Origin of the sequence: Mycolicibacterium confluentis (assembly GCF_010729895.1) — a bacterium.
Lineage (GTDB): Bacteria > Actinomycetota > Actinomycetes > Mycobacteriales > Mycobacteriaceae > Mycobacterium > Mycobacterium confluentis.
Genome location: NZ_AP022612.1, coordinates 533,717 through 547,137, shown reverse-complemented (window position 1 = coordinate 547,137; position 13,421 = coordinate 533,717). Strand labels below are relative to the sequence as shown.

At 67.0% G+C, this 13,421-nt stretch carries 11 protein-coding genes; 7 read left to right on the top strand and 4 right to left on the bottom strand.

Annotated features, from left to right (window positions below; translation table 11 throughout):
• Window positions 1-2: 2 nt before the first annotated feature.
• Together G6N34_RS02525 and G6N34_RS02520 are read left to right on the top strand one after the other, a co-directional pair.
• The gene (locus G6N34_RS02525) at window positions 3-638 is read left to right on the top strand and encodes a hypothetical protein (RefSeq protein WP_085155193.1); all 636 of its coding nucleotides are present in this window, start codon (window positions 3-5) and stop codon (window positions 636-638) included.
• A gap of 43 nt (window positions 639-681) precedes the next feature.
• The gene (locus G6N34_RS02520) at window positions 682-1,251 is read left to right on the top strand and encodes a hypothetical protein (protein ID WP_085155195.1); all 570 of its coding nucleotides are present in this window, start codon (window positions 682-684) and stop codon (window positions 1,249-1,251) included.
• 66 nt (window positions 1,252-1,317) lie between these two features.
• Here G6N34_RS02520 and pcrA read toward each other — a convergent pair whose 3' ends face one another.
• Window positions 1,318-3,633: a DNA helicase PcrA gene (pcrA, locus tag G6N34_RS02515; RefSeq protein WP_085155197.1), complete on the bottom strand. Its 2,316-nt coding sequence runs from the start codon at window positions 3,631-3,633 to the stop codon at window positions 1,318-1,320.
• A 71-nt stretch (window positions 3,634-3,704) separates the two neighbouring features.
• On the opposite strand from pcrA, the gene G6N34_RS02510 reads away from it, so the two are divergent.
• Window positions 3,705-3,965 carry a chorismate mutase gene (locus G6N34_RS02510; protein ID WP_085155199.1) on the top strand — a complete coding sequence of 87 codons (261 nt, stop codon included), beginning with the start codon at window positions 3,705-3,707 and terminating at the stop codon, window positions 3,963-3,965.
• Between the two features lie 110 nt (window positions 3,966-4,075).
• Here G6N34_RS02510 and G6N34_RS02505 read toward each other — a convergent pair whose 3' ends face one another.
• The gene (locus G6N34_RS02505) at window positions 4,076-5,524 is read right to left on the bottom strand and encodes an NAD-dependent succinate-semialdehyde dehydrogenase (protein WP_085155201.1); all 1,449 of its coding nucleotides are present in this window, start codon (window positions 5,522-5,524) and stop codon (window positions 4,076-4,078) included.
• A gap of 27 nt (window positions 5,525-5,551) precedes the next feature.
• On the opposite strand from G6N34_RS02505, the gene pgi reads away from it, so the two are divergent.
• Window positions 5,552-7,210, top strand: coding sequence for a glucose-6-phosphate isomerase (pgi, locus tag G6N34_RS02500; RefSeq protein ID WP_085155203.1), 1,659 nt, complete (start codon window positions 5,552-5,554; stop codon window positions 7,208-7,210).
• Window positions 7,211-7,529: 319 nt separating this feature from the next.
• Here the strand turns inward: pgi and G6N34_RS02495 are convergent, their stop codons facing one another.
• On the bottom strand, window positions 7,530-8,279 hold the full coding sequence (locus G6N34_RS02495; protein WP_085155205.1) for an SDR family oxidoreductase: 750 nt from the start codon (window positions 8,277-8,279) through the stop codon (window positions 7,530-7,532).
• 74 nt (window positions 8,280-8,353) lie between these two features.
• Here G6N34_RS02495 and G6N34_RS02490 point away from each other — a divergent pair, with 74 nt between their 5' ends.
• From G6N34_RS02490 to G6N34_RS02480, 3 genes are all read left to right on the top strand, one after another.
• Window positions 8,354-11,542, top strand: coding sequence for an ATP-binding protein (locus G6N34_RS02490; protein ID WP_085155207.1), 3,189 nt, complete (start codon window positions 8,354-8,356; stop codon window positions 11,540-11,542).
• 73 nt (window positions 11,543-11,615) lie between these two features.
• Window positions 11,616-12,194 (top strand): zinc ribbon domain-containing protein, encoded by a 579-nt coding sequence (locus G6N34_RS02485; RefSeq protein ID WP_085155209.1) that lies wholly within the window; start codon window positions 11,616-11,618, stop codon window positions 12,192-12,194.
• Between the two features lie 21 nt (window positions 12,195-12,215).
• Window positions 12,216-12,491 (top strand): chorismate mutase family protein, encoded by a 276-nt coding sequence (locus G6N34_RS02480; protein WP_085155211.1) that lies wholly within the window; start codon window positions 12,216-12,218, stop codon window positions 12,489-12,491.
• Here the strand turns inward: G6N34_RS02480 and G6N34_RS02475 are convergent.
• Complete coding sequence (locus G6N34_RS02475) at window positions 12,484-13,338, bottom strand: Fpg/Nei family DNA glycosylase (protein ID WP_085155213.1); 855 nt, start codon at window positions 13,336-13,338, stop codon at window positions 12,484-12,486. The two genes, G6N34_RS02480 and G6N34_RS02475, sit on opposite strands and share 8 nt — an antisense overlap.
• Between the last annotated feature and the right edge of the window lie 83 nt (window positions 13,339-13,421).

The window sequence follows — 13,421 nt, the reverse complement described above, 5'->3', positions numbered from 1 at the left end:
CGGTGACCCAGCCGCCTCCCACACCACACGAGCCCCCCTCCGGGGAACAGACTCGCATCATCCGGCGGGTGCCCACTGGAAACACTGGAGCGCTGCCGCAGGCGGACGACGCCCACACCAGCATCATCCGGCGGGCGCCCACAGGAGCCACCGGAGCGGTACCGCGGGCCGACGACGCCCAGACCAGCATGATCGGGCAGGCGCCCACGGGTTCGTTCCCCACCCAGCACATCCCGACCCCGTCGGCCCGCCCACGCCCCAAGAAGGCGCCCAGTCCGGTGACCGCGGTCGCGGCCTGTGTCGTGGCGATGCTCAGCGGGTGGGCCACCTCCGTCGTCGCGACGAGCCTCATCATCGGGTGGTGGGACACCGATCGACTGTTCTGCGTCGCCGTGGCCTTCCTGGCGTTCGTGTTCGCCTCCAGCACCATCACGGGAGTCGTGATGGTGCTGCTGCGCCGCATCATGGGCCGCTGGCTGGTGGCCGCGGGCGCCGTGGTCGCCCTGCTCGCGTTCGTCGGGGTGTTCATCGCGGGCGCCAAGATCCCCTGGATCGTCTATGCGATCCCCGTGCTGCCCGTCGTCAGCGCGGCCCTGGCTCTGCACCCCGCGACCAAACGCTGGATTTTGGTGTCATAAGGGCCTTCCGGGCCGGGTTACGGTCGATGTACGAGGAGGTTCCATGTACCAGAACCCTGTGCAGTACCGGGCCCACCAGCCCTACCCGGCCCAGCGCGCGTACCCGGCGTACCCGGCCCACCCGGCTTACGCAGCAGCGCAACCGTTCCCAGCCCGGCCCAGCGGTGGCACCGCGATCACCGGCGCCATCCTGAGCCTGCTGGGCGGGCTCGCGCAGGTGGTCACCGTCTTCGGCTCGCTCGTGGCCCTCACGCTGACCTCCGATAGCACTGTCAGCCAATATCTTCCGGACTGGTACGGCGCGGTCATGGTGTTGACGCTGCTCGTCAGCGTCGCCCTGTGCGCCGGACTCCTTGTCGGTGGCGGATTCCTGACGGCGGGCAGATCGTGGGCACGGATCGTCGTCGCGGCCTCATGCGGCGTTGCGATCGTCTTCGGCATCGTCAGCGAAGTCGTCGCGTCCGCCATGTACCGAGGGATGGGTGCCGATATCGCCGCTGGGCAGGGGTCGTCGTCCGTCTTCGGTTTCCTGGGACTGATCTTCCCCATCGCGACCGCGGTGCTGGTGCTGCTGCCGAGCACTGCCGCCTGGTGCCGATCCCGTGGCGTCTGACTGATTCCCAATGCCCGCCGCTCGGACGCGCAGCTGCACTGCGCTCGCGGCGGGCCGGGTCAGCGTTTAGAGCTTGCTCACCGGGGCGTGATTGTGCATGAGCTTGACGCGGCCCGCGCTGCCGAAGTCGATGAGCGACATGGCCGACTCCCCCACGCCGGAGACCTCTTCGACGCGTCCCAATCCGTACTTGTCATGCGTGACGCGGTCACCCGGCGCGAGCACCAGCAGCGGACGGTTGCGCGCTGCGGCGGGCCGGGTGGGCGACGGCCTGGCCGGACCGCCGAAGCGACCCGCTCCGCTGACCGGAGCACTGAACGCAGACGAGGACTGCTCGGTGCGCCGCCAGTCGATGAGCTCCTGTGGAATCTCGCGCAGGAAGCGCGATTCCGGATTCAGCATCGGCTGGCCCCACGATGACCGGACCTTGGCCCGGGTCAGGTACAGCCGCTGCCGCGCGCGGGTGATGCCCACATAGGCCAGGCGTCGTTCCTCGGACAGTTCGGTGGGATCGCCCAATGCCCGCATATGCGGGAACATCCCGTCCTCCCAGCCGGTCACGAACACCACCGGGAATTCCAGCCCCTTGGCGGTGTGCAGCGTCATCAAAGTGACCACACCCGAACTGTGTTCGGGGATCTCGTCGGTGTCAGCCACGAGCGACACCCGCTCCAGGAACTCGGCCAGGATCCCCGTCTCGGGGACGTCCTCGTCGAGGGCATCCTCGTCGTCGGCCGCCAGTGCCTTGGCGTTGGCTCGGTCGATGCTGAATTCGTGTGCGACGCTGACGAGTTCGTTGAGGTTGTCCAGGCGCGCGAGATCCTGTGGGTCACTGGATGCCTCGAGTTCACGCCGGTACCCGGTCTGCTCGAGCACCGCTTCCACGAGTTCGCCCAGTTCGTCGCCCAGCTTGGCGCGCAACCTGTCGAGCAGTTCCACAAAGGCCGCGATCGCCTTCTCCGACCGCGAGTTGAGCATCGGAACCCTGCCCTCGGCCGCGGCCTGGAGCGCGTCGTTGAAGCTGCTGCCGGTGTTCTCAGCGTGGACCGCGACGCATGCCTCAGCACGGTCGCCGATGCCGCGACGCGGGGTGTTCAGGATGCGGCGCATGCTCACCGAGTCACCTGGGTTGTCGAGCACCCGCAGGTACGCGACGATGTCGCGGATCTCCTTGCGCTCGTAAAAGCGGACTCCCCCAACGACTTTGTAGGGGATGCCGGATCGGATGAAGATCTCTTCCAGCGCACGCGAGCTGTTGTTGGTGCGGTAGAACACCGCGACGTCGCTGTAGTTGATGTCGCCGTTGTCGGCCAGCGCGTCGATCTCACCCGCGATGAATCGCGCCTCGTCGTGCTCGTTGTCGGCGACGTACCCGACGATGAGCTCACCCTCGCCGGAGTCGGTCCACAGCCGCTTCTCCCGCCGGCCGGCGTTGCGGGCGATGACGGCGTTGGCCGCATTCAGGATGGTCTGCGTGGACCGGTAGTTCTGCTCCAGCAGGATCGTCGTGGCGCTCGGGAAGTCGCGCTCGAAGTCCTCGATGTTGCGGATCGTGGCCCCGCGGAAGGCGTAGATGGACTGATCCGCGTCGCCCACCACGCACAACTCGCCGGGTTCCACGCCGTCGGGGGTGGTCTCAACGCCCACCAGTTCGCGCACCAACACGTACTGCGCGTGGTTGGTGTCCTGGTACTCGTCGACCATGATGTGCCGGAACCGTCGCCGGTAGTACTGGGCGATCTGTGGGAAGGCCTGCAGGATTCCGACCGTCTCACCGATCAGGTCGTCGAAGTCCAGCGCGTTGGCGGCACGCAGCCTGCGCTGGTACTCCCCGTACACCGTGGCCACCGTGCGGTTGAGGTCGTCGGAGACGTCGGACAACTCGGCGACGGCCTGCTCGGGGTCGACGAGTTCGTTCTTCAGGTTGGAGATCGAGTTGGCCAGCAGACGCGGCGAGTACCGCTTGACGTCGAGGCCCATGTCCTTGGCGATCATCATCAGCAGACGGCGCGAGTCGTCGGCGTCGTAGATCGAGAAGTTGGAGTTGAGCCCCGGAAGCAGCGACGCCTGGTTGCGCAGGATGCGCACGCAGGTCGAGTGGAACGTCGACACCCACATGTTCCTGGCCCGCGGGCCGATCAGCTGGACCACCCGTTCCCGCATCTCAGCGGCGGCCTTATTGGTGAAGGTGATGGCCAGGATCTGCCCGACACCGACATCGCGGGCTGCCAGCAGGTAGGCGATGCGGCGGGTCAGCACCGCGGTCTTGCCCGACCCGGCGCCGGCCACGATCAGCAGAGGTGTGCCCTCATGCAGCACGGCTTGGCGCTGCTGGGGGTTGAGGCCGTCGAGAAGCTGATCGGTTTCGGTGCTGATGCTCATATCGTCTGTAAACCTACCGCCGTCTGCAGACACTTTTGTCCTGGCACGAGGGTTGGTGGCACACTCGAAAAGTGGCTGAAACCGATCAGGTCCCCGACATCGATCAGTTGCGCCTGGAGATCGACCGACTGGACGCCGAGATCCTGGCCGCGGTGAAGCGCCGGCAGGAGGTCTCGAAGACGATCGGCAAGGCGCGAATGGCGTCGGGCGGCACCCGACTGGTGCACAGCCGCGAGATGAAGGTCATCGAGCGCTACAGCGAGCTGGGGCCGGAAGGCAAGGACCTGGCGATGCTGCTGCTGCGGATGGGCCGCGGTCGCCTCGGGCACTGAGCCCACTCGCTCGACGCCCGCCCTCTGACTGCCCCTCCGACGCCGAAACCGGCATGTGGACGCGGAAAAGGGCACTTTCCGCGCCCACATGCCGGTTTGGGCGTCAAGAACTACTTCGTCAGGGCGATGTACTTGGTGTCGAGGTACTCCTCGATGCCCTCGGTGCCACCCTCGCGGCCGAAGCCCGACTCCTTGACCCCGCCGAACGGCGCGGCCGGATCGGAGATCACCCCGCGGTTGACCCCGACCATGCCCGACTCGATGGACTCGGCGACCCGCAGTGCACGGTCCAGCGACTGCGTGAAGATGTAGGACGCCAGACCGTACTCGGTGTCGTTGGCGGCCTTGATGCCCTCCTCTTCGGTGTCGAACCCGATCACCGGAGCGACCGGCCCGAACACCTCCTCCTTGAGGATGCGTGAGTCCGGTGCGACGTCGGTGAGCACCGTGGCCGGGTAGAAGTTTCCGGGCCCGCCAGGAGCGACGCCGCCGACGGCCACGGTCGCGCCGCGCGCCACAGCGTCGGACACCAGGTCGGCGACGGTGGCGACCTGCTTGGCGTTGACCAACGGGCCCAGCGTCGACCCCTCATCGAGGCCATTGCCCAGCGTGAACTCGCTCATCCGCTTCACCAGCTTGTCGGTGAACTCCTCGCGGACGGCGTTGGCGACGTGGAACCGGTTGGCCGCGGTGCAGGCCTCGCCGCCGTTGCGCATCTTGGCCAGCAGCGCGCCCTCGACCGCGGCGTCGACGTCGGCGTCGTCGAACACGATGAACGGCGCGTTGCCGCCCAGTTCCATCGACGTCCGCAGCAGCTTGTCGGCGGACTGCTTGACCAGTGCCTTGCCGACTCCGGTGGAACCCGTGAACGTCAGCTTGCGCAACCGGCCGTCGTCGATCAGGGCCGTGGTCAGGTCGCCGGGCTTGGACGTCGGCAGCACCGAGAGCACGCCCTTGGGCAGGCCCGCCTCATCCATGAGCTTGGCCAGCAGCAGCATCGTCAGCGGCGTCTCCTGCGCCGGCTTGACGATCATCGTGCACCCCGCGGCGACGGCCGGGCCGATCTTGCGGGTGCCCATGGCCAGCGGGAAATTCCACGGCGTGATCGCGTAGCAGAGTCCGACCGGAGCCTTCGTCACGATGATCCGGCCGGTGCCCGCGGGACTCTGGGTGTAGCGGCCGTCGATGCGGACGGCCTCCTCGGCGAACCAGCGGAAGAACTCGGCGCCGTACTTGACCTCGCCCTTGCTCTCGGCGATCACCTTGCCCATCTCGAGGGTCATCAGCGCGGCGATGTCGTCGGTGTGTGCGGTGATCGTCTCGAACACCGAGCGCAGAACCTCGCCACGCTCACGCGCCGGCGTGGACGCCCACTCGTCCTGAACCGCGGTCGCGGCCTCGACAGCGGCGATGCCGTCCGCGGCAGTGGCATCGGCGACCTGAGTGATGACCTCATCGGTGGCCGGATTCAACACGTCAAAGGTCGACGACCCGGCACGCTCCTCACCGCCGATCCAGAGACCCGTCGGAACCGTCGACAACAGCTTTGCGATGTCCATCCCCCCATCATTCACTAGGTTTGAGCCATGGCCGCCGACTATCCACCGATCTCCGAGTCCCCCGCCTGGAACGCCCTGGCTCGTCACCACGATCAGATCGGTGACCGACATCTGCGTGACCTCTTCAACGAGGATCCCGACCGCGGTCGGGAGTTGACGCTGAGCGTCGGCGACCTCTACATCGACTACAGCAAGCATCGGGTGACACCTGAAACCCTGCGCCTGCTGGTGGACCTGGCTCGCGCCGCGGGCCTCGAGCAGCGCCGCGACGCGATGTTCGCGGGCGAGCACATCAACACCTCCGAGGACCGCGCGGTGCTGCACACCGCGCTGCGCCTGCCCCGCGATGCGTCGTTGACCGTGGATGGCCAGAACGTCGTCGCCGACGTCCACGAGGTGCTCGACGCGATGGGCGACTTCACCGACCGTCTGCGCAACGGTGACTGGACCGGCGCCACCGGACAGCGGATCAGATGCGTGGTCAACATCGGCATCGGCGGCTCCGACCTGGGTCCGGTGATGGTGTACGACGCGTTGCGGCACTACGCCGACGCCGGCATCTCGGCTCGGTTCGTGTCCAACGTCGACCCCGCCGATCTGGTCGCCACGCTCGACGGACTTGACCCGGCCACAACGCTTTTCATCGTCGCATCGAAGACATTCTCGACGTTGGAGACGCTGACCAACGCGACCGCGGCGCGGCGCTGGCTGACCGACGCACTCGGCGATGCCGCGGTGGCCAAGCATTTCGTGGCGGTGTCGACCAACAAGCGCCTGGTCGACGAGTTCGGCATCAACACCGACAACATGTTCGGCTTCTGGGACTGGGTCGGTGGCCGGTATTCGGTGGACTCGGCGATCGGCCTGTCTGTCATGGCGGTGATCGGCCGGGAGGCGTTCGCCGACTTCCTGTCCGGGTTCCATCTTGTCGACGAGCACTTCCGGACCGCGCCGCTGGCCGAGAACGCGCCGGCGCTGCTGGGGCTGATCGGCCTGTGGTACTCGAATTTCTTCTGCGCACAATCCCGTGCGGTGCTGCCCTACTCGAATGACCTGTCGCGGTTCGCGGCCTATCTGCAGCAGCTGACCATGGAGTCCAACGGCAAGTCGGTGCGCGCCGACGGTTCGGCCGTGTCCACCGACACCGGCGAGATCTTCTGGGGCGAACCGGGAACCAACGGCCAGCACGCGTTCTACCAACTGCTGCACCAGGGGACACGCCTGGTGCCCGCGGACTTCATCGGGTTCTCCCAGCCCACCGATGACCTGCCGACCGCCGACGGCACCGGCAGCATGCACGACCTGCTGATGAGCAACTTCTTCGCCCAGACGCAGGTGCTGGCCTTCGGCAAGACCGCCAAAGAGATTGCCGCAGAAGGCACTCCGGCCGAGGTGGTGCCGCACAAGGTGATGCCCGGCAACCGGCCGTCTACGTCGATCCTGGCCACCCGGCTCACGCCGTCGGTAGTCGGTCAGTTGATCGCGCTCTACGAGCACCAGGTGTTCACCGAGGGCGTGATCTGGGGTATCGACTCGTTCGACCAGTGGGGTGTGGAACTGGGTAAGACCCAGGCCAAGGCACTGCTGCCGGTGCTCACCGGCGACGGCTCACCCGCGCAGCAGTCCGACAGTTCGACGGATGCGCTGGTGCGGCGTTACCGCGCGGAACGCGGCCGGGTGGGCTGAGCCGCCAGGCGAAGACCAGCCCGGCCGAATCAGGCATGAGCCGGGTGGGCTGAGCCGCCAGGCGAAGACCAGCCCGGCCGAATCAGGCCCGAGCCGGGTGGGCTGAGCCGCCAGGCGAAGACCAGCCCGGCCGAACAGGCCCGAGCCGGGTGGGCTGAGCCGCCAGGCGAAGACCAGCCCGGCCGAACAGGCCCGAGCCGGGTGGGCTGAGGTCTTACGCGCCGAGGGCCGACTTGTTGACGGCCCTTACTGGGAAAACCCGTCAACAAGTCGGCCCTCGGCGCGACAGAAGCGGAGCGGGAGCAAGCGGGAGCAGCTTCTAAGCGAACAGCTTGCCGAAGCGCACCGGCGTGGCCTTCATCAGCGCAACCAACACCGTCCACGGCCAGGCCGGCACCACTGCCCTTCCGCGTTCGCGCTCGATCGCCGCGACCATCGACCGCACGCCGGTCTCGTTGTCCACCATCAACATCGTCGACGCCGACTTGGCCGTCATCTCCGATTCGATGTAGCCGGGCTCGATCACAGTGACGGCGATCGGGCCCTTGGCGTACTCGGCGCGCAGCGACTGCCCCAGCGAACTGACGCCGGCCTTGCTGGCGGCATACGCGGCCTTGACGCCCGGCACACCCTTGTTGCCCAGCACCGACGAGATCAGCACGAGGTGCCCGGACCCGGCCTTGTGGAACATCTCCAGCGCGGTCTCGATCTGCACCAGAGCGGCGACCAGATTGGTCTCGATGGTGGCCTTGTTGGCCCACAGCTTGCCCGAACCGAGCACCGCACCCTTGCCGACTCCGGCGTTGACGATCACGCGGTCGATGCCGCCCAACTTTTCCGAGAATTCGGCGAAGACCTTGGGCACGGCCTCGTGGTCGTTGACGTCCAGGGCCGCGACGGCCACGGTGATGCCGGGATGCCGGGCCTCGAGCTCCGCCTTCAGTTCATCCAGACGGTCGGTGCGCCGCGCGCACAGCGCCAGGTCACGCCCCTTGGCCGCGAACGCGCGCGCCATGCCCGCACCGAGCCCGGAACTGGCTCCGGTGATCAGAATCTTCTGCCGAGTCATTCGGGCAGCTTAACCAGCGCGCATTCGGCCCAACGCAGCGATAATCGTGATACCTGAGGGGGCACTTCGAAGCGATGGCTGACGTACAGACGCTGACCTGTCGCAACTGCGGCGTGACTGGCCTGCGGCCGACGGCCCGGTACTGCGAGCACTGCGGTGCGCGCTTGAGCCACACCGAGGCCGCCGGGGAGCACAAGCAGGTCACCGTGCTGTTCTGTGACGTCGTGGGGTCGATGCAACTTGCGGCACGCCTTGACCCCGAAGAGTTGCGGTATCTGATGCACAACCTGTTCAACAGGTCGGCCGCTGTCGTACAGCGCTACGGCGGCACCGTCGACAAGTTCACCGGGGACGGATTGATGGCGCTGTTCGGTGCGCCGATCGCGCTCGAAGACCACGCCACGCGCGCCTGTATTGCGGCCCTGCAGATCCAGACCGTCGCCAAGGAACTCGCCGCCGAGGTTCGCGAGCGCGACGGTGTCGACCTCCGACTGCGCATCGGGTTGAACTCCGGCGCCGTGGTCGCAGGCGAAATCGGTTCCGGCCCGGAAAGCTACACGGCCATCGGCCAGGCGGTCGGAATGGCGCAGCGGATGGAGTCGGCCGCCCCGGCAGACGGTGTGCTGTGCTCCGAATCGACCGCAGTCCTGGCACAGGGAGCCGCACAACTGGGTCCGGTGCAACACGTCGCGATCAAGGGTGAGACGGAGTTGGTACCGGCCCGACAACTGTTGTCGGTCTCCACCGAGCGGCCGATCGTGGGTCGCGACGAAGGACCGATGGTGGGACGCGCGGGCCAGTTGGCCCAGCTGATGGGCGCCTTCGAAGCCGAAAAGGGTTGTCTGGTCGAGATCATGGGCGCTCCCGGACTGGGCAAGAGTCGACTCATCGGCGAGTTCGCAGCGTTCGCAGGAGAACAGGGCGCCGACGTGGTGATCGGTCGCTGCGATGCCCACACCGCCGATGTGCCGTTGTGGGCCTTAGCTCGGATGCTGCGAGCGATGTTCGGCATCGCACGCCTCGACGACGATGCCGCCCGCGCGCAGGTCCTCCACCGTCTGCCGGCCTCGATCGCCGACGACGCGGCGGGCGTCGGCATCCTGTTCGAGCTTCTCGGAATCGCCGTCGGCGATTCCCCAGCCGTCGGACTCAATCTCGATGCCAGGCGACGGTGGCTTGTCGAAACCATGCTCAAGGCCGTCGAGTTCCGGCCACTGCGAACACTTTTCATCCTCGAAGACCTGCACTGGATCGATGCGGCCAGCGATGCGACGCTGACCGACTTCGCCTCGACCATCTCCGCCACCGAGTCGATGCTCGTTGTCAGCTACCGACCCGAGTATCGGGGCACGATCCGAGATCTCGCGGAGGTCGCGGTCACACTCGAACCGCTCGACGAGGCGATGACACTCGAAATCGCGCGCGGTCTGATCGGAAGCGACGTGTCGCTGGCCGGTGTCGCCGAGCTGGTCTCCGCTGCGGCGTCCGGCAACCCGTTCTTCGTCGAGGAGATCGTCCGCGACCTCGTCGGCCGCAACGTGCTGACCGGCAGCCGAGGAAGTTATCGCGGTGAAGGCCACGTCGACGAAATCGCGGTACCGGCAACGATTCAAGCGGTGCTCGCCTCTCGCATCGACAGGTTGTCCACCGAGGGAAAGGCGATCCTCAACGCCGCGGCCGTCATCGGCTCACGTTTCGAACTTCGTTGGCTCAACGCGCTGTTACCCCATGTCGACCAGGGGCAACTGGCTGAACTGGTGTCGGTCGAACTGATCGACCAGATCGAATTCGTCCCGGACGCGCGGTACGCCTTTCGACATCCGCTGGTGCGCACGGTCGCCTACGAGTCGCAGCTCACCGACGTTCGAACCCATGCGCACCGCCGCGTCGCAGAAGCCATCGAGGCAGCCAACGAGACCAACCCCGACGAAGTCGCGGCGCTGATCGGCGCGCATCTCGAGGCGGCGGGCGATCTGGAGCGCGCCTACGGCTGGCATATGCGTGCCGCGGAATGGCTGCAGTCGCGAGACATCATCGCCGCGCGTTCCAGCTGGACCCACGCACGGGACCTCGCCGACCAGATGCCGGCCGACGTCGACCTGCGCCAGATGCTGCAGACGGCACCGCGCGCCATGCTGGCCTGGACCGAATGGATGCTGGGGTGTGACCCGGAATCCGAGTCGAACTACCGCGAGTTGCGGGAGTTGGCCGCGCAGTCCGGCGACACCCGATCGCAGATGATCGGAATCGCCGGTCGCATGACGGCACTGTGCACCAACTACGGCAGGCCGATGGAAGCGGTCAATCTCGCCGCGGACCTCCTTGAGATGATCGACACCGTCCCCACCGATGTCACTGCGAAGGTCGACCTGCTCTTCACCGTCATGTGGGCGCAGTTCATGGCGTGTGACTATCCCGCGACGCAGCAGACTGCCACACGCCTGCGCACCGTTGCGGGGGACCTCGTCAGCAGCGCGACGGCGCGGGCCTATGCGGTGGCCGGGTTGACCCACCTGGTCACCGGCGACGACCCCGATCAGGGCCGTCGTGATCTGCAGGTCGGACTGCAGCAGGCACGGACGCTGGATCCCGCGACATACGCGATGGTGATGGCGTTCAACTGCGGACTCGTGGCCGTCGGAGTCGAGTCGGCCACAAGCAGCACCCTTCACGCCGCCGAGGAGGCTCTGCTCGAAGCAGAACAGTTCGGTGACAACTTCGGCATCATCTGCGGACTGTGGGCCTACGCCCTGATGGTCCTGCGACTCGATCCCTCCGCGAGTGGCCTGGCAGTCCGTCTGTTGGAGCGGGCGCGTGCCGTCATCGCCAAACACCGGACCGCCGTCATCACCGCGGGACCGATCGAAGCCGATCTCGCCATCGCGACCGCACGAAACGGGGATCTCGACGGCGCAATCGAACTCATCCGCGATGAGATCGGCCGGCAGTTCGAGAACGCCAACTTCACCTTCGTGGGATTGACCGCGAGCACGCTTGTGCAGGTGCTCGCGGCCCGTGGACGCGAGGAGGACATCGACGAAGCCACCATGCTCACCGCCGGTCTACGGGCTGTGGCGCAGCAGACCGAACTGCTCGCCCTGGACAACTGCGTGCTCCTGAACGAGTTGATCCTGGCCGACGCCGCCGGAGACGCCGATGCCTTCCGGACCGCGTTCACGGCTCGAAAGGCGGTCCTTGAGAAGCTGAACGCGCAAGGCGAATTCATGCTCCTGCGCCCCCTTGAGCCGCCTGGCACAGAATGAACCATCCCTCGCCCGGCAGGTCGGGGCATACTTGGAGGGCTTTCAGCATCGTCGATCCCAGGGGGGACTGCGAATGGGCGATTGTTCGGCATGCGGTCATGACCTGCGACCGTCGGCGAAGTACTGCGACCAATGCGGAGTCCGACTGTCGACGGACCCAGTCGCCACGCGCACCCAGGTCACGGTGATGTGCGGCGACATCGTGGCGCCGACGACGGCGGCCGGTCCAGGATTCGACCGGTGCGCGGCCATCGTGGCCCGTTGTGGAGGGACCGTCGACACCTTCACCGGGGACGGCTTCCGCGCCTGGTTCGGAGCGCGCACCCGGCTCGCCGACCACGCGCTGTGCGCCTGTATGGCAGCGCTGGAGATCCAGTCGACCCTCGAGCACCCGGGCCGCTTCGGGGTGAACTCCGGAGACGTGGTGATCGATGAGAACCGTTCGGCCGGCCACCTCCTCGACGTCGCCCGCAAGATGCAGGTCGCGGCGCCTTCCGGTGGCGTGCTGTTGTCGAACGCCACGGCACTGCTGGTCGCCGACAAAGCCGTCCTGGGACCGCTGCTGCTGATCGACGTCAAGGGCGACGACAACCCCGTCCCGGCGCGCCGCCTGCTGTCGGCGCAGGCGGACCGGCGGTTGAACTACGGCTGATTCGGTGCTGAACTGGGCCGAATGAAACGCCTGGCACTGGCACTGGCATTGGCTGTCCTCGCCACTCCCGCCCTCCCGACCGCCCTGGCCGCCCTGGCCGCCTCGCGCACGCAGATCGACGGCTGCACCCGGGCGATGGTCGAACAGATTGCCCTGCACTGGGATTCACTGCAGGAACCCACCTGCCCAACTGATCTTCAGCGGGCCGTCACCCAGGTGGTCGGCGAGCGCCAACTGGACACCCTGCAGCAGCAGGCGCTGGGCGCCGCGACCGGCTCGTACTGCGGAACTATTTGAGCAGCTTGGACATTCGACGGTCAGCGAGAGCCTTGCCGCCGGTCTGACACGTCGGGCAGTACTGGAAGGACTTGTCGGCGAAGGACACCTCCCGCACGGTGTCCCCGCACACCGGGCACGGCAGACCGGTGCGCGCATGCACGCGAAGCCCGGACCGCTTCTCCCCCTTGAGCGTTGCCGCCTGCTGGCCCACGGACCGGGTGACCGCGTCGTTGAGCACCGAGAACATCGCGTCGTGCAGCGCGGCCACCTGCGCCTCGGTGAGCTTGCCCGCCGTCGCAAACGGCGACAGCTTCGCCACGTGCAGGATCTCGTCGCTGTAGGCGTTCCCAATCCCGGCGATCACCTTCTGATCGGTGATCACCGACTTGATCCGGCCCGTGTTGCCCTTGAGCACGGCCGCCAGATCCTCCGGGGTCAGTTCGAGCGCGTCGGGACCCAGCGCGGAGATCTGCGGAATGCTCCAGGCGTCGCGCACCAACCAGACCGCGAGCCGCTTCTGCGTCCCCGCCTCGGTGAGGTCGAATCCGGTGCTGTTCTCCAGATGCACGCGCAGCGCGATCGGGCCCTTGCCGGGTTTGAGCGGCGTCGGGCTCAGCTTGTCCGACCAGCGCAGCCAGCCCGCCCGGGACAGGTGCGTGATCAGGTTGAGCTCACCCACCTCCAGGCCGAGATACTTGCCCCAGCGATTGGCGCCCGTCACGGCCTGACCGGTCAGCGCGGTCACCGGGGGGTCGTACGTCTTGAGCACCGACAGCGCGCCGACGTCGACGCGGCTGACGGTCTGTCCCACCGCGTTATGGCGCAGGTAGTCGGCCAGGGCCTCCACCTCGGGCAGTTCTGGCATCTCTCCAGTCTGCCGTGTCCCGCACCCCGCGCAAGCTAAGTCACACCTTTCGAATGCGGGCACTCAGGCGACAAAGTTGTTAA

Coding starts and splice junctions, on each gene's coding strand:
- G6N34_RS02495 (WP_085155205.1), bottom strand. CDS start 8,279: ATGACTCGGCAGAAGATTCTGATCACCGGAGCCAGTTCCGGGCTCGGT.
- G6N34_RS02475 (WP_085155213.1), bottom strand. CDS start 13,338: ATGCCAGAACTGCCCGAGGTGGAGGCCCTGGCCGACTACCTGCGCCAT.
- pgi (WP_085155203.1), top strand. CDS start 5,552: ATGGCCGCCGACTATCCACCGATCTCCGAGTCCCCCGCCTGGAACGCC.
- G6N34_RS02520 (WP_085155195.1), top strand. CDS start 682: ATGTACCAGAACCCTGTGCAGTACCGGGCCCACCAGCCCTACCCGGCC.
- G6N34_RS02480 (WP_085155211.1), top strand. CDS start 12,216: ATGAAACGCCTGGCACTGGCACTGGCATTGGCTGTCCTCGCCACTCCC.
- G6N34_RS02490 (WP_085155207.1), top strand. CDS start 8,354: ATGGCTGACGTACAGACGCTGACCTGTCGCAACTGCGGCGTGACTGGC.
- G6N34_RS02485 (WP_085155209.1), top strand. CDS start 11,616: ATGGGCGATTGTTCGGCATGCGGTCATGACCTGCGACCGTCGGCGAAG.
- G6N34_RS02505 (WP_085155201.1), bottom strand. CDS start 5,524: ATGGACATCGCAAAGCTGTTGTCGACGGTTCCGACGGGTCTCTGGATC.
- pcrA (WP_085155197.1), bottom strand. CDS start 3,633: ATGAGCATCAGCACCGAAACCGATCAGCTTCTCGACGGCCTCAACCCC.